Genomic DNA, 19,206 nt, shown 5'->3' with positions numbered 1-19,206 from the left:
GCTGTGGCTGTCGACTTCGAGACCGAGATCAAGCACCTGCGCACGACCATGGGGTCGGTGCGCGATGTGACCGACGTGCCCGCCCTCGAGGCGCAGATCGCCGAGCTCGAGCAGCAGGCCGCGGCCCCCGACCTGTGGGACGACCCCGACAAGGCGCAGGGCGTGACCTCCGCCCTCTCCCGCGCCAACTCCGAGCTCGAGCGGATCCAGAGCATGGACGCGCGGATCGACGACCTCGAGGCGCTCGTGGAGCTCGGGACGGAGGAGCGCGACGCGGACACGCTCACCGAGGCCGAGGCCGAGCTGGCCAAGATCCGCAAGGCCGTCGGCCAGCTCGAGGTCCGCACCCTGCTCTCCGGTGAGTACGACGAGCGCGCGGCGGTCGTGACGATCCGCGCCGGCGCCGGGGGCGTCGACGCCGCCGACTTCGCCGAGATGCTCATGCGCATGTACCTGCGCTGGGCCGAGCGCCACGGCTACCCGACGAAGGTCATGGACACCTCCTACGCCGAGGAGGCGGGCCTGAAGTCGGCGACCTTCGAGGTCAACGTCCCGTACGCCTACGGCAACCTCTCGGTCGAAGGGGGGACCCACCGCCTCGTGCGCATCTCGCCCTTCGACAACCAGGGTCGTCGCCAGACCTCCTTCGCCGCGGTCGAGGTCATCCCGCTCATCGAGGGCACCGACTCCATCGAGATCCCGGAGAACGAGCTCAAGATCGACGTCTTCCGCTCCTCCGGCCCGGGCGGCCAGTCGGTCAACACCACCGACTCCGCGGTGCGCATGACGCACATCCCGACGGGGATCGTCGTGTCGATGCAGAACGAGAAGTCGCAGATCCAGAACCGTGCCGCCGCGCTGCGCGTCATGCAGTCGCGCCTGCTCCTGGCCAAGCGGGCCGAGGAGGCCGCCGAGCGCAAGGAGCTCGCCGGCGACGTCAAGGCCACCTGGGGCGACCAGATGCGCTCCTACGTGCTCAACCCGTACCAGATGGTCAAGGACCTGCGCACCGAGCAGGAGACCGGCAACCCGAGCGCCGTCTTCGACGGTGAGATCGACTCCTTCATCGAGGCCGGCATCCGCTGGCGCATCGAGCAGGCCAAGGCCGAGGCCTGAGCCGACCGCGACCTCGGACCTAACGCGCCGAGGTCACGAGATTGTCACGGACCGTCCACCCGTGCGGCTTATCCTGCAGGCGGCCGTGTCCCCTTCGTCCCTGAGGCCTGCTGCAGCTGATGATCCGCTTCGAGAACGTCACCAAGAGATACCCCAACCAGAGCCACCCCGCGCTCGACGGGATCGACCTGAACATCGACCGCGGGGAGTTCGTCTTCATCGTCGGCGCCTCGGGCTCGGGCAAGTCGACCCTCGTGCGGCTGACGATCCGTGAGGAGATCGTCACCTCCGGGCGGCTGCTCGTCGGGGGCCACGACCTGCGCAAGCTGCCGCAGCGCAAGGTGCCGCAGCTGCGGCGCCAGGTGGGGACGATCTTCCAGGACTTCCGGCTGCTGCCGAACAAGACCGTGGAGCACAACGTGGCGTACGCGCTGCAGGTCATCGGCCGCCCGCGCCGCGCGATCCGGGCGCTCGTGCCCGAGACCCTCGAGCTCGTCGGCCTCGCGGGCATGGAGAAGCGCATGCCCCACGAGCTCTCCGGTGGTGAGCAGCAGCGGGTGGCCATCGCCCGCGCGGTCGTCAACAAGCCGCCGGTGCTCCTGGCGGACGAGCCCACGGGCAACCTCGACCCCGCGACCAGCCTCGACATCGTGGGCCTGCTGCGCCGCATCCACGACTCCGGCACGACGATCGTCATGGCCACCCACGACAACGTCATCGTCGACGAGATGCGCAAGCGGGTCGTCGAGCTCGAGGGCGGCGTGATCGTCCGCGACGAGGAGGGCGGGAGCTACGTGCCGCGCATCGTGGACTCGCGTGACCGCGAGGACCGCGCCGCCGAGCACGAAGGGGGCGTGGAGCCCCGCGAGGACCCGGCGGACCGCCCCCTGGGTGAGGTGCACGCCCTCGACGACTGGGACGACGACGCGGAGGACCTGCTGCGATGAGGCCGACCTCGGTACTCGCCGATGCCTGGGAGGGCCTGCGGCGCAACAAGTCGATCGCCGTCTCGGTGATCCTCGTGACGATGATCTCGCTGTACCTGCTCGGCGTGGGCCTGCTCGCCCAGCGGCAGGTCGACCAGATGAAGGGCTACTGGTACGACCGCGTCCAGGTCTCGATCTACATGTGCACCGAGACCTCCGCGCAGCCCAACTGCTCGACCGGGGCGGCCACCCAGGACCAGAAGGACTCGGTGGACGCGCAGCTGGAGGAGATGAAGCCCCTCGTCAAGGACGTCTACTACGAGTCCGAGGAGGAGGCGTACAAGCGCTTCAAGCAGGACTACAAGAACTCCCCGCTCGCCGGGCACATCCGCGTCGGCGACATCCCGCCGAGCTACCGCGTCCAGCTCTCCGACCCGGAGGAGTACGAGACGGTCGCCTCCGCCTTCGAGGGGGCGCCCGGCGTGGCGAGCGTGCCCAACCTGCGCGAGGTCTTCGCCCCGCTCTTCCGGGCGATCAACATCATGACCGTCGTGATGGTCGGCCTGGCGGCGCTCACCCTCATCTCGGCCGTGCTCCTCATGGCGACGACGATCCGGCAGGCGGCCTTCACCCGCCGTCGTGAGATCGCCATCATGAAGCTCGTCGGTGCGTCCAACCGGACGATCCGTACCCCCTTCATCATCGAGACCGTCGCGTCCGGCCTCATCGGGGCGGTGATGGCGGTGGGCCTGCTCTGGTTGTCGGCGTGGGCGCTCTTCGACCGATACCTGTTGCAGGAGAACGCCGGTACCGCCTTCATCTCCGCGAGCGATGTCTGGCTCATCGCCCCCTTCATGCTCGTCGGGGTGGTCGTGCTGGCCGTGGGGACGTCGACGGTGACCCTGTGGCGCTACCTGCGGGTGTGACGGGGCGCGCCGAGGGCGCGAGGGTGCTGTGCACCGGTCGGGTTCGTCGTTACCGTTGACCTCGATGTCCCGCCCCTCACGTCCCCAGGTCTCCGCGCGCGCCCGTGCCCTCACCGGCGCAGCGCTCTCGGTCTGCCTGCTCGGCGGCGTCGTCGGCTACGCCCACGCGGCCGACCCGGACCCGCAGGAGAAGAAAAACCGGGTCGACAGCCAGCTCTCCGACGCCCGCGGTGACCTCCACGAGTCGTCGAAGGAGCTCGTCAGCGCGTACGAGAAGCTCAAGGCCACCCGCAACAAGCTGCCCGGGGCGCGCAGCGCCGCGGCCGCCGCCGAGCGGGCCGAGACGACGGCGAAGGGGGAGTACGACGACGCCGTCGCCGCGTACGATCTCGCTCGGGCCAACGAGCGCAAGGCCGAGAAGCAGCTGAAGTCGACCAGCTCCAAGATCACCACCTCGCGGCGCGCGGTGGCCGGCTTCGCCGGGCAGGTCTACCAGCAGCAGGGCATCGGGACGATGTCCGTCGCCGTCGGCAACGAGGACCCCGGGACCTTCGTCGACAAGATGATCATGGCCGAGTCCGTCGGTGACTCCCAGAGCTCGGCGCTGCAGGAGCTGAGCACCTCCCGCGCCAACCTCGTCTCGACCGGGGACCGGCTGCAGGCGCTGCGGCAGAAGACCAAGGACGCCAAGACCGACAAGGAGAGCAAGCTCTCCACGGCGAAGGCCGCCAGCGACAAGGCCGACTCCACGCAGCGCAAGCTCGAGGGCCTCGAGAGCGACCAGACGAGCCAGGCCGCGACGTTGCGCCGGGAGAAGGCCAAGGACAAGCGCCAGGTCGACAGCCTCCAGGCGCAGTCGGACAAGCTGACCAAGATCCTCGAGGAGCGGGCCCGCAAGGCGCGCATCCGCGAGGCCGAGATCCGCCGGGCCCGCGAGGCCCAGGCCGCCCGCGAGGCAGAGGCTCGCCGTCGGGCCGCGGCCTCGACCCCGAGCGCGGCCGCCGCGCCGGCCGACCCCAACCCGCCGGCCCCGACGAGCAGCGGCGTGCTGCAGGCGCCGAGCAGTGCTCCCGCCAGCTCGGAGTTCGGTCTGCGCTTCCACCCGATCCACCAGACCTGGCGGCTGCACGCCGGCCGCGACTACGCCGGCGCCTGCGGCTCCCCGGTCTTCGCCGCGACCGACGGCACGATCATCGCCGCGAACCCACCCGGCGCGACCGGCGGCTACGGCAACCAGATCGTCATCGACCACGGCATCAAGCGGGGTTCCTCGCTCGCCACGACGTACAACCACCTGCAGTCCTTCGCGGTGCGCAGCGGCCACGTCAGCCGCGGCCAGGTCATCGGCTACGTCGGGACCACCGGGACGTCGACCGGGTGCCACCTGCACTTCGAGACCCGCGCCAACGGCACGCCCGTCGACCCGCGCGGCTGGCTCTGACCTCCCTTCGGCACAACTGACGGGACTCCGCGCGCCCGACGGGGTACGGTGGCCCGTCACCAACCGGACCTGCGAAGGGGGGACCACCATGGCCAAGAAGACCGCCCAGGGCGAGCTCGTCGTCGCGCGCAACCGCAAGGCCCGCCACGACTACCTCATCGAGGACACGTACGAGGCCGGCCTCGCGCTCATGGGCACGGAGGTCAAGGCGCTGCGCATGGGCCGCGCCAGCCTGGTCGACGGGTACGCCATCTTCTACGGGGACGAGCTCTACCTCGAGGGCGTGCACATCCCGGAGTACGTGCAGGGCACCTGGACCAACCACACCCCGCGCCGCCGGCGCAAGCTGCTGCTCCACCGCGCCGAGCTCGACAAGATCGCCGCGAAGGTGCAGGGGAGCGGGCGCACGATCGTCCCACTGTCCCTGTACTTCAAGAACGGCCGGGTCAAGGTCGAGATCGCGACCGCCACCGGCAAGAAGGCCTACGACAAGCGGCACGCGCTGCGCGAGCGGCAGGACCGGCGGGAGACCGACCGGGCCGTCTTCGGTCGCGGACGCGACTGACGGGAATGCGTTTGGCCTCTCGCGTCGTTGAGGGGATACTGAGAGAGCACAACTGAACAGCGTGACGTGTCCCTCCCATGGGGGTGATCGGTTTCGACATTGGCCGGTCCTTCAGGAGAAGCGGGTCGAGGATGCACGGTCATCTCGTCAACGCCCCGTGCAAAACCCATAGGTGCCAACTCCAAGCGCACCGACTTCGCCCTCGCTGCCTGAGCGAGCCCGAAGTCCGTTGGCCTAGGCTTGATCTCGGCCTAGATCCCAGCGTCAGCTAGAGATCTTGCTGCAGTGCCATGTCACGGGGTACTGCGGGACTCTTACGTGACTGGGCCTGTCGGGGAACGTGTGCGCGCGAGCCCCGGGGCCGAGAAAATCCATAGCGCACTGCACCCGGAGAAGTCCTGATTGTCTGCCAGTGGACGCGGGTTCGATTCCCGCCACCTCCACCACCTGGGGCACGTCACGCAGCACGCACGACGAAGGGCGGGACCATCGCGGTCCCGCCCTTCGTCATGTGCGTGGGGTTCAGCGCCTCACTTGAAGGCGTCCTTGACCTTCTCGCCGGCGGCCTTGAGGTCGCCCTTGGTCTCCTGGGCCTGGCCCTCGGCCTGCAGGTCCTCGTCGTCGGTGGCGTCGCCAGCGGCGCCCTTGGCCTTGCCCGCGAGCTGGTCCTTGGTGTTCTCGATCTTGTCGTCGATACCCATGGAGTCCTCCTGGTCGTGGTTGGTCTCTCCACCTCACCACAGGTCGCGCCGACGCGCCAGTGCTCCTCGCGGAGGACGGGTCGACGCGGTGGGGAGGGTCAGCCCGCGGAGCCCTCACGGGCCGCGACCTGGGCCTTGACCTCGTCCATGTCGACGTCCTGGACGGCGTCGAGCAGCTGCTCGAACTGGGCCTTGGGCAGGGCGCCGGCGCTCTGGTGCAGCAGGATGCCGTCGCGGAAGGCCATCAGGGTCGGGACCGAGGAGACATTGGCGAGGGAGGCCAGCTCCGGGTTGTCGTCGATGTCGACCTTGGCGAAGGTGATGTCCTCGCGGTCGTCCGCGGCGGCCTCGAAGACCGGGGCGAACTGACGGCACGGGCCGCACCACGACGCCCAGAAGTCCACGACGACCGTGCCGTCGCCGGTGACGGTGGAGCGGAAGGTCTCGAGATCGAGGTCGGTGATCTTGCTCATGACATCAACTGTAGGCCGACCTGGGCGCGGGTGCTTCGGGGTGGTGTGCTGTGCTGGCCCGGTGCCCGTACCGCAGACCCGCCGTCGGCTCCTCCGGGTGGCGTTCGCGCTCGTCGTCCTCCTCCAGCTCGTGGTCCTCTACGCGCCGCAGGTGCCGGGGCCGCCGTCGCCGGTTCCCCACGGGGACAAGGTGGTCCACGCCTTCGTCTTCGGGCTGCCCGTGCTCGTCGCCGGTCTGGCCCGCCGCAGACGGTGGCCCGCCGCGGCCCTGCTGTGCGCCGTGCACGCACCTGTGAGCGAGGTCATGCAGCACGCGGTCCTCGCGCACCGCTCCGGTGACCCGTGGGACGTCCTCGCCGACCTCGTCGGTGTCGGCCTCGCAGCAATAGCGGTACCATTGGTGATTCGGCGACCGCGTCGTCGCCGCTCCTAGTAACTCGCACGATCGCTTTCGACTCTGGTGTCGCCCGCGCCCCACGTGTGCGGGTTTGCCCATTCACCAAGAGATTGAGAGCACTGACGTGCCCCCGAAGAAGAAGCCCCGCTGGACCACCGCGCAGAAGAGCTCGGCGAAGAAGAACGCTCCCGTCAAGGGACCCAAGAAGCCCCACCACCGCGGCCAGGCGCCGGCCGACGCGCCCCGCGCCAAGGAGCGCTGGCGCGACCGCGACGAGTCCTCCTCCGGCGACCGGCCCAAGCGCGTGCGCCGCGACGGCACCGAGGACCGCGGCCAGCGGACGTGGGAGCGTCGCGAGGACCGCGGCGGTTTCCAGCGCCGTGACGACCGGGACGACCGTCGTGGTGGCGGTTTCCAGCGCCGCGACGACCGGGACGACCGCGGCTTCGAGCGCCGCGAGGACCGCCGGCGCGGCCCCGCCCCGCGTTTCGACCGCGAGCAGACGGGTGGCCGCCCGTCGCGCGGCCACCGCGACAACGACGACCGTCGGCGCGGTCCCGCACCCCGCTTCGAGCGCGAGCACAACCGCCGCGGCGCCGCCCCCCGCTTCGAGCGTCCCGACCGAGCGGACCGCTTCGAGCGCACCGAGGACCCCGAGGCCCTGCGCCAGGAGGCCGACACCTGGACCTCCTCCGCCCGCACCTCGCTGAGCGGACCCGTCGACGTGGCCGAGGACAACGGCTTCGCCGCGCTCGGCGTGCCCGAGGTGCTCGTGGAGCGACTCGCGCGCGACGCCATCACCACCCCCTTCGCCATCCAGGCCGCCGCGATCCCGGACGCCCTCGCGGGCAAGGACGTGCTCGGCCGCGGCCAGACCGGCTCCGGCAAGACGCTGGCCTTCGGCCTGCCGATGCTCGCCCGTCTGGCCGGCGGCCGCGCCCGCAGCCGCAAGCCCCGCGGTCTCGTCCTCGTCCCGACCCGTGAGCTGGCCATGCAGGTGAGCGACTCCCTCGAGCCGCTCGTCCACGTCAGCGGCCTGCGGATCAAGCTCGTCGCCGGCGGCCTGTCCTACACCGGCCAGACCGCGGCGCTCGACAAGGGCGTCGACGTGCTCGTCGCGACCCCGGGTCGCCTCGTCGACCTGCTCGACCGCGGCGCGCTGACGCTCGACGAGGTCGAGGTGGCCGTCCTCGACGAGGCCGACCACATGGCCGACATGGGCTTCCTGCCCTCGGTCACGCGGATCCTCGACGACTGCCGTCCCGGTGGCCAGCGGTTGCTCTTCTCCGCGACGCTCGACCGCGGCGTCGGCGACCTCGTCGCGGCCTACATGAGCGACCCGGTGACGCACAGCACCGACGAGGCCTCCGCGAGCGTCTCGACGATGGAGCACCACCTCATGCTCATCGAGCCCAACATCAAGAAGCAGATCACCGCGCGGATCGCCTCGCGTCCCGGTCGTACCGTCGTCTTCGCGCGGACCAAGCTCGGCTGCGAGCGGATCGCCGGCGAGCTGCGGGAGGCCGGCGTCGCCGCGGCCCCGCTGCACGGTGGCCTCAGCCAGTCGCAGCGCAACAAGACGATCGGTGCCTTCCGCACCGGCTCGCTGCCGGTCCTCGTCGCCACTGACGTCGCCGCCCGCGGCATCCACGTCGACGACGTCTCGCTCGTCATGCAGGTGGACCCCCCGGGTGACCACAAGGACTACCTCCACCGCGCCGGTCGTACCGCCCGCGCGGGCGAGAAGGGCAGCGTCGTGACGCTCGTCCTCCCGCACCAGCGCAAGGAGGTCACGCGCATGGCCGCGGAGGCTGGTCTCGAGGCGCGCCCGGTGAGGACCGAGCTCGACCACGAGGTCCTCTCCGACGTCGGTGCCGTCGAGCCGAGCGGGGTGCCGATCTCCGACGCGGACTTCCGCAAGCTCGTCGACCCGCGCCCGGCGCGTCGTCACTCCGGCACCCGCGGGCCGCGCGGCGCGCGGGACCACCGTGATGGTGGCCGCGGCGGTCGTCAGGGCGGGTACCGCGGACGCCCCCGGGACTAACCTGAGCGCATGGAGACCTCGCTCGCCGGCCGCCTGCTCGTGGCGACCCCCGACCTGACGGACGATCTCTTCGCCCGCAGCGTCATCCTCGTGCTCCAGCACGACGAGCAGACCGCCGAGGGCCTCATCCTCAACCGACCGCTCGACACCCCCGTGGACCACGTGCTGCCCGGCTGGCAGGCCGGCTCCAGCCAGCCGCAGCGCGTCTTCCAGGGTGGGCCTGTCCAGCTCGACTCGGCCATCGGCCTGGCCGGGCTGCCCGGCGACGTCGAGCCGCCGCCGGGGCTCAAGCGCCTCTTCGGGGCGATCTCGCTCGTCGACCTGGACTCCCCGCAGGAGATCATCTGGCCGCAGGTGAGCGCGCTGCGCATCTTCGCCGGGTACTCCGGGTGGAGCGCCGACCAGCTGGCCGACGAGCGGGCGCGTGGCGGCTGGTACGTCGTCGACGCCGAGATCGGTGACGTCTTCGACGGCGACCCGGGCACCCTCTGGCGACGCGTCCTGCGTCGGCAGGCCGGGTCGCTCGCCTTCGTCTCGACCTACCCGGTGGACCCGGACCTGAACTAGGGCCCGATCTAGGATGGGTGGCATGAGCACGCCTGCCGACCCCACCCAGCCCGGCTCCCCGGTCACCGAACCCGGTGGCCCGTCGACGTCGACCTCGCTGCTCGAGCGCACCGAGCCGACCCCGCAGCTGGCCGAGCCCGGCGACCACGAGCGCTTCAGCCACTACGTGCGCAAGGAGAAGATCCTCGAGAGCGCGCTGTCCGGCGAGCCGGTCAAGGCCCTCTGCGGCAAGACCTGGGTGCCCGGGCGCGACCCGGAGAAGTTCCCCGTCTGCCCGATCTGCAAGGAGATCTACGACGGTCTGCGCGACCCGCAGGACGGGGAGGACTGATCCCCACGGTGGAGGCCTTCTACCGGCAGCTCGACGACGCGACCTTCGACTCCCTTCCCGCCACGGCCGGCCCATGGACCCCGCATGCCCAGCACGCCGGTCCGCCGGCGGCCCTGCTCGCGAGGGCGATGGAGCGGCACGATCCGCAGCCCGGCACGCGCCTGGCCGACGTGCGCCTGGACATCCTCGGGCCGATCCCCGTGGCTCCGCTGGCCATCGACGTCCGGGTCCTGCGAAGCGGGCGGTCGATGCAGCTGCTCGAGGCGAGCGCCGGTGTCGCCGGCCGCCCGGTGGCGGTCGCCAGGGCCTGGCGCATCGTGCGCGCCCCCGAGGACTTCCCTCGGCTGCAGGGCCGGCGCACCGGCGGTCCCGACCCGGTGCCGGAGGGTGCGGGGGACGGGCGGCTCGAGATCCCGGGCATGCACCTGGACGGCTACGTCAGCGCGATCGAGTGGCGCACCGTCGAAGGGGGAGTCGGCACCGGCGGCACGGCCGTCGCGTGGGGGCGCCAGCTCATCCCGCTGCTGCCCGACGAGGAGCCGACACCGTGGGAGCGTGCGCTCGTCCTCGCGGACTCCGGTGGTGGCATCACGATGACGCTCGACCCGCGCCGGCACACGTACATCAACTGCGACCTGCACGTGGCGCTCGACCGGGACCCCGAGGGGGAGTGGGTGCGTCTGAGCTCCCAGGCGCTCGCGACCCCCGGTCACGGCGGCACGGTGCACACGACCCTGTCCGACCGGCTCGGCGACCTCGGCACGGGCGTGCAGACCATGGTCGCGATGGACGCGAGGGCGTGAACAGGCCCCTCGCCGGTCCCATGCGCCACCGGTTTTCGGTCCTGTCGGCGCGGCGATCTACAGTGGTCCCGCGATGAGTCAGTCTGCTGCTTCCCACCTGTCACCCGCCTTCCCGAGACGGGCCGCGTGGGGCACCGCCGGCGCCCTGCGCGCCTGGCAGGCCGAGGCGCTGCAGCTCTACCTCGACTCGGGCCGCACCGACTTCCTCGCGGTCGCCACCCCCGGCGCCGGCAAGACGACCTTCGCCCTGCGGGTCGCCGCCGAGCTGCTGTCCACGGGTGAGGTCACCAACATCACCGTCGTGGCGCCGACCGAGCACCTCAAGACGCAGTGGGCCGACGCGGCGGCCCGCGTCGGGATCCACCTCGACCCGAGGTTCTCCAACACCACGGCCGTCACCTCGAGCGACTACGACGGGGTGGCGGTCACCTACGCGCAGGTGGCCTCGCGCCCCTCGGTCCACGAGCAGCGCACCCGGGCCGAGCGCACCCTCGTCATCCTCGACGAGATCCACCACGGCGGGGACAACAAGTCCTGGGGCGACGGCATCCGCCAGGCCTTCGAGCCGGCGACCCGTCGACTCTCCCTCACGGGCACGCCCTTCCGCTCCGACACCAACCCCATCCCCTTCGTCGGGTACGAGTACGGCGACGACGGGATCCTGCGCTCGAGCAGCGACTACACCTACGGGTACGCCGAGGCGCTGCGCGACGGGGTCGTGCGGCCGGTGCTCTTCATGGCCTACGGCGGCGCGATGCGCTGGCGCACCCGCGCCGGTGACGAGGTGGCCGCGCGGCTCGGCGAGCCGATGACCAAGGACCTCGTCGCCCAGGCCTGGCGCACCGCGCTCGACCCGAAGGGGGAGTGGATCCCCTCGGTCCTCGCGGCCGCGGACAAGCGACTCACCGAGGTCCGTCGCGGGGTGCCGGACGCGGGGGCGATGGTCATCGCCACCAACCAGACGCAGGCCCGCGCCTACGCGCGCATCCTCACCGAGCTGACGGGGGAGAAGCCGACGGTCGTCCTGTCCGACGACAACGGTGCATCGCAGCGAATCGAGGACTTCTCCGCGAGCACCTCGCGCTGGCTCGTCGCCGTGCGCATGGTGAGCGAAGGGGTGGACGTGCCCCGACTCTGCGTCGGCGTCTACGCGACGTCGACGTCGACCCCGCTGTTCTTCGCGCAGGCCGTCGGGCGCTTCGTGCGCGCCCGCGGCCGCGGCGAGACCGCGTGCGTCTTCCTGCCCAGCGTGCCGGTGGTCCTCGCCCACGCCGGTGCCCTGGAGGAGCAGCGCGACCACGCCCTCGACCGGCCCGACGCCAGCGAGGACGAGGCGCCCCTGTGGTCCGAGGAGGAGGGCATGCTCGCGGCGGCCAACCGCGAGGAGGGGACGAGTGATGACCTGCTCGGGTCCTTCGAGGCGCTCGAGTCCGACGCCCACTTCGACCACGTGCTCTACGACAAGCAGCAGTTCGGGCTGCACGCCGAGGTCGGCTCGGAGGACGAGCAGGACTACCTCGGCCTGCCGGGGCTGCTCGAGCCCGACCAGGTGCACGCCCTGCTCAGCGAGCGGCAGACGAAGCAGTCCAGGCGGACCGGCCGCACCCGCCAGGACGACGACGCGCCCATGGCCGCCCACCGGGCACTGGCCGCCCAGCGCAAGGAGCTCAACAAGCTCGTCGCGGCGTACGCGACGAAGACCGGCTCCCCGCACGCCAACATCCACATGGACCTGCGCCGCGCGTGCGGCGGACCGGAGCTCGCGCAGGCCACGAGCGAGCAGGTCACCGAGCGGATCGAGCGGATCCGGCGCTGGTTCGTCGGGCGGAAGTGATGGACAACTCGCTCCCGGTCCATCCGGGTGGCCCTCTGACCAACAACGCACTGTCTGCGTGACCTGATGAGGATCAAAGACGTCGGGCGCAGTGCCTGGTCCGATGACCACAGGGGGTTCGCCTTCGTCATCGGCATGTGCATCTTCTGGCTCGGCCCCCTGATGTTCGGGGCGATGGCCGTCATGGGGCCCCGGGTGATCTGGCCGATGCTGGCGGGTGCGGTCATCACGGGTGTCGGGTGGGTCCTGGCGTGGGTGGTCATGATCCGACAGGTGCGCCGCTCGCCACCCGGGGCCAGCGTCGACCTGACGCCGACCGTGCCGCTCGTCGCTCCAGCCGTCCTCATGGTCGGCGGCGTCCTGCTGAGCCTGCTCTCCTTCTGACCCTGCGGCCTCAGGGGGTGCGCGGCCCGGCGGCGGCCTGCACGAGCGCGTCGGTACGCATCTCCAGGTGGGTCACCAGGCAGATCGAGGTGCTCGCGCGCACGACGTGGACGTCGTCGATGATGTCGTCGATGACCCGGCCGAGGTCGGCGTTGTCGGTGGCGACGATGCGGATGATGAGGTCGCCGACGCCGGTCGTGCTGTGGATCTCGAGCACCTCGGGGATCGCGGTCAGGTGGTCGACGACGGCCTGGTGGCCGAGGCGCTGACGGATCTCGAGGGTGCACAGCGCCGTGACCGGGTACCCGAGCGCCGCCGGGTCGACCGTCGGCGCGAAGCTGCGGATGACCCCCTTCGTCTGCAGCCGGTCGAGGCGCGCCTGCACCGTCCCCCGGGCCACGCCGAGCTCCCGGGAGGCGCCGAGGACACCGATCGACGGACGCTCGGAGAAGAGCGCGATGAGGCGGGCGTCGAGGTCGTCGATGACCGGGCGTCGGGACCGTAGCGTCGTCATGGGCACATTGTCGCCCTCGACCCGGTGGCCCGGCAACAGATTGTGCAGGGTGCGCAGGGGCCGTTGGTCCTCTTGCCCACGCCCGTGAGCCCCCGCCACGCTGGGCGCATGTCCGACACCGTTGTTGAACTCACCAGGCAGGAGCGCGAGGCCCAGCTCGACCTCGCCCAGCTCAAGCAGCTCGTCGGGCTCGTCGAGTACGACGAGAGCACCGACCCCTTCCCGGTGACGGGGTGGGACGCGATCGTCTTCGTCGTCGGCAACGCGACGCAGACCGCGCACTACTACCAGTCCGCGTGGGGCATGGAGCTGGTCGGCTACTCGGGGCCGGAGCACGGCAACCGGGACCACAAGGCCTTCGTCCTGAGGTCCGGCTCGATCCGCTTCGTCGTCAAGGGCGCCGTCAGCCCCGACAGTCCCCTCGTCGCGCACCACACCGCCCACGGCGACGGGGTCGTCGACATCTCGCTCGAGGTCCCCGACGTCGACAAGTGCGTCGCGCAGGCCAAGGCCGCCGGGGCCAGGGTGGTCCGCGAGCCGGAGGACGTCTCCGACGAGCACGGCACCGTCCGCATCGCCGAGATCGCGACCTACGGCGAGACGATCCACTCCCTCGTGCAGCGGACCGTCGACGGCCGGACCTACGGCGGCGTCTACCTGCCGGGGTACGTCGCCAAGGAGTCCACCTTCGTCAAGCGCGACGGTGCGCCCAAGCGGCTCTTCCAGGCGCTCGACCACATCGTCGGCAACGTGGAGCTGGGCAAGATGGACGAGTGGGTCGCCTTCTACAACCGGGTCATGGGCTTCGTGAACATGGCGGAGTTCATCGGTGACGACATCGCGACCGAGTACTCGGCGCTCATGTCCAAGGTCGTGGCCAACGGCAACCACCGGGTGAAGTTCCCCCTCAACGAGCCGGCCATCGCCAAGAAGCGCAGCCAGATCGACGAGTACCTCGACTTCTACCGCGGTCCCGGCGCGCAGCACCTCGCGCTGGCGACGAACGACATCCTGCGGACCGTCGACGAGCTGCGCACGGAGGGCGTCGAGTTCCTCGACACCCCGGACGCGTACTACGACGACCCGGAGATGCGCGCCCGCATCGGCGAGGTCCGCGTCCCGATCGAGGAGCTCAAGGCGCGCGGGATCCTCGTCGACCGCGACGAGGACGGCTACCTCCTGCAGATCTTCACCAAGCCCCTCGGGGACCGCCCGACGGTCTTCTTCGAGATCATCGAGCGGCACGGGTCGCTCGGGTTCGGCAAGGGCAACTTCAAGGCGCTCTTCGAGTCGATCGAGCGGGAGCAGGACAAGCGCGGCAACCTCTGAGTCGATGCCGAAGGGGGGCGGTCCACCGGTGGTGGGGCGCCCCCCTTCGTCATGGGCGTCGATAGACTCAGGTGACCCTCACCAAGGAGCCTCGTGACCTGGTCGCACTTCCTGCCCACCTTCGGGGGGCTCTTCGTCATCGTGATGCTGCGGGCCAACGCGACCTACTGGATCGGGCGTGGCGCGGCGGCGGGCACGCGGCGCTGGCGCGGATCAGCGTCACCGCCGTCCCGGAGCGTCACGAGGGCGCAGGACCTCGTCAACCGGTGGGGCCCGGTCGCGGTCGTGCTGTGCTTCCTGACGATCGGGATCCAGACGGCGGTCAACGCGACGGCGGGCGTCACGCGGATGCCGCTGCGCCGCTACCTGCCGGCGGTGACCGTTGGGGCGCTCCTGTGGGCGGCGATCTACGCGAGCGTCGGCCTGGCGGCCGCGCAGGCGTGGCTGGCGGCCGCCGCACGCTCGCCCGTCGGGGCGACGACCGTGACCGTGGTGCTCGTCGCCGCCGTGCTCGCGGTGGTGGTGCACCGGCGCGTCCGGGCGTCGTGAGATCGTGAGCGCATGAGCACCCCCGAGCGCGCCGGCTGGTACGACGACCCGGAGGACGAGTCCCGGTTGCGGTACTTCGACGGGATCATCTGGAGCGATCGCACGGTCCCGAAGCAGACCCGCTGGGCGCAGCCGGTGACGGACCCGGCACAGCCGGGGACCGGACCGGCACAGCCGGGGACCGACGTCTTCGGTCGACCGACGCCGCCCGGCGGCGCCCAGCCGCCGTACGGTCAGGCACCCCACGATCAGGCGCGCTACGGCCACGCGGCGGCTGCGACCCCCGAGGCCACGACCACCGACGGCCAGCCGCTCGCCGGCTACGGCGTCCGGGTCGCGGCGTACATCCTCGACGGGTTCATCCTCGCCATCATCAACCTGGTCGTCGCCGGCTGGGCCCTGTGGCTGTGGGTCGCCGACTACTGGGGCTTCGCGTGGGACGCGGCCGTCTCCGGCAACCAGGACGCCGTCCGCGACCTGTCCCCGGACGAGCTGTGGGGCCTGTTCGACTGGCAGTACTTCTACATCGCGCTCGGGCTGATGCTGCTCGTGCAGATGCTGTACCACGTCGGGTTCCTCGCCGCCCGCGGCGCGACCCCGGGCAAGATGGTGCTCGGCATCTCCGTGCGGCGTCTGGACCGGCCGGGCCCGATGGGCGTGGGTGTCGCCTTCATGCGGGTGCTGCTGCCCCTCACGGTCGGCGTCTTCCAGACCGTGCCACTGCTCGGCTACCTGCTCGGGCTCATCGGCGTGGTCGACCTCGTGTGGCCACTGCGGGACCGCAACCGTCAGGCGCTCCACGACAGGATCGCCGGTACCCAGGTCGTCGTGGGCAAGCGCTCACCGCGCTGACGACGGCCGGCGCCGGTCACCCGGCGAGCAGCCCGAGGTCGGTCAGCTCCCCGATCGGGTCCGTGACGTCGCAGCACCCGTAGCCGGCGAAGGCCGAGCGCACCGCCGCCACGTCGGGGCTCGACCACCCCGCGACGATCCCGGCGAGCGCCTCGGCCTCGCGCACCTCGAGCAGGTCGCGCACCGTCCGCGCATCGGCGCCACCCGCCGTGGCGTGCACCGCCACCAGGACGTTGAGCAGCCCGTGCTGCTGCTCGCTGGTGCCGTCGACGGTGTGCTCACCGCGCACCACGTGGTGCAGGCCGCCCGTGAGGACGAAGGGGAGGTACCGCCGGGCGGTCCCGAGCAGGACGTCCGTGAGCTCCTTGGCGTCCGGCCAGGCCCACGTGGTGGTGGCCCCGGTACGGAACTTGGCGCGGACGTCGGCGATGTCGTGGGCCGCGGCGATGTCGTCGAGCGCGGCGTCGCGGTCCCGACGCCCGACCTCGAGGTGCAGCGGGAGCTCGCCGGGGTCGAGCTCGCGCCAGCCCGGGTACCAGCCGGCGTCCAGGGAGACGAGCCGGACGCGCGGGTCCGCGCGCAGGGCGCGGATGGCTCCCTTCGTCTCCTCGACGGGGATGCCGGGGCGGGCGACCAGGCCGATGCCCGGCGGGACCGGGGCCCCGGCGTCGAGGGCGGACAGCAGGTCGGTCACGGCGGGCACGCCGACGAGGAAGGGGCCGACGAGGTCGGCGTCGCGGCCCGCGCGGTGGGTGGCGTGGCGGTGCAGGGCGTCGGCCATCGGCAGCGCCGCCGGCGGGAAGAGCGCGGCGTCGTTGACCAGTGAGATGAAGAGCGCACGGTGCGCGGGGCTGCTCGGCATGGTCGGCACGCTACCGGCCGTCGGCCCCCGCCCCCGGCGAGCGGTGCTGCAGGACGGCGCGCACGAGCGCCCCCATCCGGCTGCGCTCGGGGACGAGCGGCTCGACCCCCTTCGCCCGCAGCGGTGCCGCGGTCACCGGGCCGACCGCGGCGAAGAGCACCGAGTCCGCCGCGCGGCGCACGATCTCCGCCGTGGCGCCGACGGCGTCCGCGGCCGCGAACCACGCCTCGACGGCCCCCGCGGAGGTGAAGACGACCGTGTCGATCTCGCCGGCGGCGACGGCCTGTGCCGAGGCGGTGACGGCGGCGGGGTCGGGCGCCGGTCCCCAGCGGTAGACGACGAAGGGGGAGACCCGCGCCCCGGACGCGGCGAGCGCGGCGTCGATGCCGTCCGAGCCGTTGCCGTGGTGCTGGACCGCCACGTGGGTGCCGGTGAGGTCCTCGCCCGCGAGGTGCTCGATGATCTCGGCGGCGGTCTCCGACTCGGCGACCCATGCGGGGGCCAGCCCCTGCGCGATGAGCGCGCCCTTGGCCTTGGGTCCGCGGGCGAGGATCCGGGCACCGCCGAGCACCCGGAGGAGGTCCGCGTCGAGGCCGGCGACCTCGGCTGCCTCGATCCACCCCCGCAACCCCTGCCCGGTGGTGATGACGACGACCTCGGGCGGGTCGGCGAGGAGCGCGCGCGTGTCGTCGAGGAGCCGCTCGTCGTCGGCGTGCGGGACGATCGAGATCGCCGCGGCGTGGCGGATCGTGGCCCCGCGGCGGATGAAGGCGTCGGCGAGGTCCTCGCTGCGCCGGTCGGCGGTGATGAGCACGGTGCGGCCGGCCATGACCGCGGGCAGCGGGGTGCTCACGAGAGGGTCGCCCCGGCGGCCGTCATCTCGGCGAGCGCGGCCTCGGTGGTGTCGGGTGCGACGCCCGCGATGGTGTCGGTGAGCAGCCGGACGCCGAAGCCCTCGCGGAGGGCGTCGAGCACCGTCGCACGCACACAGTGGTCGGTCGCGATGCCGCCGACGTCGAGGTCGGTGACGCCGCGCCGTCGCAGCCAGGTGGTCAGGTCGGTGCGGCCGTCCCCGGCAGCGACGCCTTCGAACCCGCTGTAGGCGGCCTCGGTCAGGCCCTTGCGGAAGACCTCGGCGACGTGCTCCAGCGCGGGCTGGAGGGCCGGGTGGAACTCCGCTCCCGGGGTCCCCGCCGCGCAGTGCACCGGCCAGCTCGTCGCGAAGTCGGGCTCGGCCTGCGTCGCCCAGTGCCCGCCGGGGTCGAGGTGCCAGTCCGCGGTGGCCACGACGGCGACGTACTCGCGGTGGCCGAGGTCGTGGGCCGCGGGATCGGTCAGGACGCGCTCGGCAGCGCGGGCGGCGACGGCTGCGCCGCCGACGACGGCGAGGCTCCCGCCTTCGCAGAAGTCTTGCTGGATGTCGACCAGGACGAGTGCTCTCCCCATGCCCACAGAGGATGCCACGGACGGTTGTCACCCGGCACTGGCGAGGAGGCCCCAGAACCGGTCGAAGGCGCGAGAGGTCCCGCCCGCGTCGAAGCTGACCTGCGTGGCGAGGAAGGCGGCCCGGCCCGTCGCCGGGTCCGCGTAGCCGATCGTGCCCAGCCCGCCGGCCCACCCGATCCACCCCTCGGGGCGGATCTCGACGTGCCGGCCCCAGCCGCAGCCCGGCTGGAGGAACCCGGTCGCGGTGCGTCGCTGCTCCGTCGTGAGGTGGTCGGTGCGCAGGTCGCCGAGCGACGCGGGGGAGAGGACCGCGGGGGAGGAACCGACGAGGGAGGAGAGGAAGGTCAGCTGGTCGGGCACGGTCGAGACGAGCCCGGCCGCGAGCGACTCGAAGACGGGGACGTCGACGTAGGTACCGGCCGGGACGGGGAAGGGAGCGAGCCCGGGCTCGTCCGGGCCGGGGGCCCCGTAGGCCGTGGCCATCCGGTCCGCGTCCCCGTGGAAGGCGGTGTCGGTGAGGCCGAGCGGCCCAAGGACGTGCTCGGTCAGCAGGTGCCCGACGCTTTCGTCGGTCGCGCGCGCGAGCAGGACGGAGAGGACGTCGCTGCTCGTGTGGTAGCGCCAGGCGGTCCCGGGCTGGTCGGCGAGGGGCAGGGCGGCGATCCGGGCGACGAACTCGTCGGGCGGCAGCGGCGGGCCCCAAGGGCCGGGGGCGATCTCCGGCTGGGCGGCGATGGCGTCGGCGAGGGGGCCGGGCTCGGCGACCCAGCCGAAGCCGGGGACCATGCCGAGCAGGTCCGCGACGGTGATGGCGCGGTCCGCCGGTCGGGTGTCGTCCAGGTCGGCTCCCGGTGAGGACAGCACCCGCGGTGTCGCGAGCTCCGGCAGCCAGCGCGCGACCGGGTCGTCTAGGGAGAGCACCCCGATCTCCGCGAGCCGGAGCGTGAGCACCCCGGCGAAGGGCTTGGTGCTGGAGCTCAGCGCGAACTGCGTGTCCTCGCTCATCGGCGGACCACCGAGCGACCGGTGCCCACCGGTGAGGACGGTCTGGTCGTCGGCGTCGGCCAGACCGGCCACCCAGCCGGCGAGCAGGCCCTCGGCGACGAGGCGGTCGAGGTCGGTGGCGAGGTCCTCCAGCGAGGTCAT

The 19,206-nt window shown here is 72.0% G+C and carries 22 protein-coding genes and 1 other RNA gene; 16 read left to right on the top strand and 7 right to left on the bottom strand.

Annotation, left to right across the window (positions count from 1 at the left end):
• The first annotated feature begins 3 nt into the window (after positions 1–3).
• The 6 genes from prfB to ssrA all read left to right on the top strand — a co-directional run bounded on the left by prfB (position 4) and on the right by ssrA (position 5,420).
• On the top strand, positions 4–1,116 hold the full coding sequence (prfB, locus tag V3C34_RS14550; RefSeq protein WP_068322272.1) for a peptide chain release factor 2: 1,113 nt from the start codon (positions 4–6) through the stop codon (positions 1,114–1,116).
• Positions 1,117–1,235: 119 nt separating this feature from the next.
• The gene (ftsE, locus tag V3C34_RS14545; protein WP_068322273.1) at positions 1,236–2,063 is read left to right on the top strand and encodes a cell division ATP-binding protein FtsE; all 828 of its coding nucleotides are present in this window, start codon (positions 1,236–1,238) and stop codon (positions 2,061–2,063) included.
• The gene (gene ftsX / locus V3C34_RS14540; protein WP_068322278.1) at positions 2,060–2,968 is read left to right on the top strand and encodes a permease-like cell division protein FtsX; all 909 of its coding nucleotides are present in this window, start codon (positions 2,060–2,062) and stop codon (positions 2,966–2,968) included. The genes ftsE and ftsX overlap by 4 nt, the downstream gene beginning before the upstream one ends.
• 64 nt (positions 2,969–3,032) lie before the next feature.
• Entirely contained in the window at positions 3,033–4,409 is a 1,377-nt protein-coding gene (locus V3C34_RS14535) for a peptidoglycan DD-metalloendopeptidase family protein (protein WP_346007491.1), read from the top strand.
• An 88-nt stretch (positions 4,410–4,497) separates the two neighbouring features.
• Positions 4,498–4,974: an SsrA-binding protein SmpB gene (gene smpB / locus V3C34_RS14530; RefSeq protein WP_068322283.1), complete on the top strand. Its 477-nt coding sequence runs from the start codon at positions 4,498–4,500 to the stop codon at positions 4,972–4,974.
• A gap of 79 nt (positions 4,975–5,053) precedes the next feature.
• Positions 5,054–5,420: a transfer-messenger RNA gene (ssrA, locus tag V3C34_RS14525) on the top strand.
• Positions 5,421–5,504: 84 nt separating this feature from the next.
• Here ssrA and V3C34_RS14520 read toward each other — a convergent pair.
• Together V3C34_RS14520 and trxA are read right to left on the bottom strand one after the other, a co-directional pair.
• Entirely contained in the window at positions 5,505–5,675 is a 171-nt protein-coding gene (locus V3C34_RS14520) for a CsbD family protein (protein ID WP_068322285.1), read from the bottom strand.
• 98 nt (positions 5,676–5,773) lie between these two features.
• On the bottom strand, positions 5,774–6,148 hold the full coding sequence (gene trxA / locus V3C34_RS14515; RefSeq protein WP_068322290.1) for a thioredoxin: 375 nt from the start codon (positions 6,146–6,148) through the stop codon (positions 5,774–5,776).
• Between the two features lie 61 nt (positions 6,149–6,209).
• Here trxA and V3C34_RS14510 point away from each other — a divergent pair, with 61 nt between their 5' ends.
• From V3C34_RS14510 to V3C34_RS14480, 7 genes are all read left to right on the top strand, one after another.
• Positions 6,210–6,581 (top strand): VanZ family protein, encoded by a 372-nt coding sequence (locus V3C34_RS14510; protein ID WP_255218228.1) that lies wholly within the window; start codon positions 6,210–6,212, stop codon positions 6,579–6,581.
• 88 nt (positions 6,582–6,669) lie between these two features.
• On the top strand, positions 6,670–8,589 hold the full coding sequence (locus tag V3C34_RS14505; protein ID WP_346007490.1) for a DEAD/DEAH box helicase: 1,920 nt from the start codon (positions 6,670–6,672) through the stop codon (positions 8,587–8,589).
• A gap of 9 nt (positions 8,590–8,598) precedes the next feature.
• Positions 8,599–9,156 (top strand): YqgE/AlgH family protein, encoded by a 558-nt coding sequence (locus V3C34_RS14500; RefSeq protein ID WP_068322293.1) that lies wholly within the window; start codon positions 8,599–8,601, stop codon positions 9,154–9,156.
• Positions 9,157–9,178: 22 nt separating this feature from the next.
• The gene (locus tag V3C34_RS14495; RefSeq protein ID WP_068322297.1) at positions 9,179–9,487 is read left to right on the top strand and encodes a DUF3039 domain-containing protein; all 309 of its coding nucleotides are present in this window, start codon (positions 9,179–9,181) and stop codon (positions 9,485–9,487) included.
• Positions 9,488–9,495: 8 nt separating this feature from the next.
• Complete coding sequence (locus tag V3C34_RS14490; protein WP_068322301.1) at positions 9,496–10,290, top strand: thioesterase family protein; 795 nt, start codon at positions 9,496–9,498, stop codon at positions 10,288–10,290.
• Between the two features lie 73 nt (positions 10,291–10,363).
• A complete protein-coding gene (locus tag V3C34_RS14485) occupies positions 10,364–12,124 on the top strand; it encodes a DEAD/DEAH box helicase (protein WP_346007489.1) in 1,761 nt (586 codons plus the stop codon).
• A 66-nt stretch (positions 12,125–12,190) separates the two neighbouring features.
• Entirely contained in the window at positions 12,191–12,508 is a 318-nt protein-coding gene (locus V3C34_RS14480) for a hypothetical protein (protein ID WP_345914120.1), read from the top strand.
• 10 nt (positions 12,509–12,518) lie between these two features.
• Here V3C34_RS14480 and V3C34_RS14475 read toward each other — a convergent pair whose 3' ends face one another.
• On the bottom strand, positions 12,519–13,022 hold the full coding sequence (locus tag V3C34_RS14475; protein ID WP_346007488.1) for an Lrp/AsnC family transcriptional regulator: 504 nt from the start codon (positions 13,020–13,022) through the stop codon (positions 12,519–12,521).
• Positions 13,023–13,130: 108 nt separating this feature from the next.
• Here V3C34_RS14475 and hppD point away from each other — a divergent pair, with 108 nt between their 5' ends.
• From hppD to V3C34_RS14460, 3 genes are all read left to right on the top strand, one after another.
• Entirely contained in the window at positions 13,131–14,351 is a 1,221-nt protein-coding gene (hppD, locus tag V3C34_RS14470; protein ID WP_346007487.1) for a 4-hydroxyphenylpyruvate dioxygenase, read from the top strand.
• Positions 14,352–14,444: 93 nt separating this feature from the next.
• On the top strand, positions 14,445–14,900 hold the full coding sequence (locus V3C34_RS14465) for a DedA family protein (RefSeq protein WP_082807408.1): 456 nt from the start codon (positions 14,445–14,447) through the stop codon (positions 14,898–14,900).
• Positions 14,901–14,912: 12 nt separating this feature from the next.
• Positions 14,913–15,752 carry an RDD family protein gene (locus tag V3C34_RS14460; protein ID WP_346007486.1) on the top strand — a complete coding sequence of 280 codons (840 nt, stop codon included), beginning with the start codon at positions 14,913–14,915 and terminating at the stop codon, positions 15,750–15,752.
• 16 nt (positions 15,753–15,768) lie between these two features.
• Here V3C34_RS14460 and V3C34_RS14455 read toward each other — a convergent pair whose 3' ends face one another.
• From V3C34_RS14455 to V3C34_RS14440, 4 genes are read right to left on the bottom strand one after another with little or no spacing between them, the layout of a single operon-like run.
• On the bottom strand, positions 15,769–16,614 hold the full coding sequence (locus V3C34_RS14455) for a hypothetical protein (protein ID WP_338537811.1): 846 nt from the start codon (positions 16,612–16,614) through the stop codon (positions 15,769–15,771).
• 10 nt (positions 16,615–16,624) lie between these two features.
• Entirely contained in the window at positions 16,625–17,467 is an 843-nt protein-coding gene (locus V3C34_RS14450) for a uroporphyrinogen-III synthase (RefSeq protein WP_345914346.1), read from the bottom strand.
• Positions 17,464–18,060, bottom strand: a complete 597-nt coding sequence (locus V3C34_RS14445; RefSeq protein WP_345914345.1) for an isochorismatase family protein — start codon at positions 18,058–18,060, stop codon at positions 17,464–17,466. The genes V3C34_RS14450 and V3C34_RS14445 overlap by 4 nt, the downstream gene beginning before the upstream one ends.
• Positions 18,061–18,087: 27 nt before the next feature.
• Positions 18,088–19,206, bottom strand: a complete 1,119-nt coding sequence (locus tag V3C34_RS14440) for a serine hydrolase domain-containing protein (protein ID WP_345914344.1) — start codon at positions 19,204–19,206, stop codon at positions 18,088–18,090.

This window comes from Janibacter terrae, assembly GCF_039636765.1.
In the GTDB taxonomy this organism is placed as follows: Bacteria; Actinomycetota; Actinomycetes; order Actinomycetales; family Dermatophilaceae; genus Janibacter; species Janibacter terrae.
The sequence above is the reverse complement of the archived record's forward strand: the minus strand, read 5'-3'. Positions and strand labels throughout refer to the sequence as shown.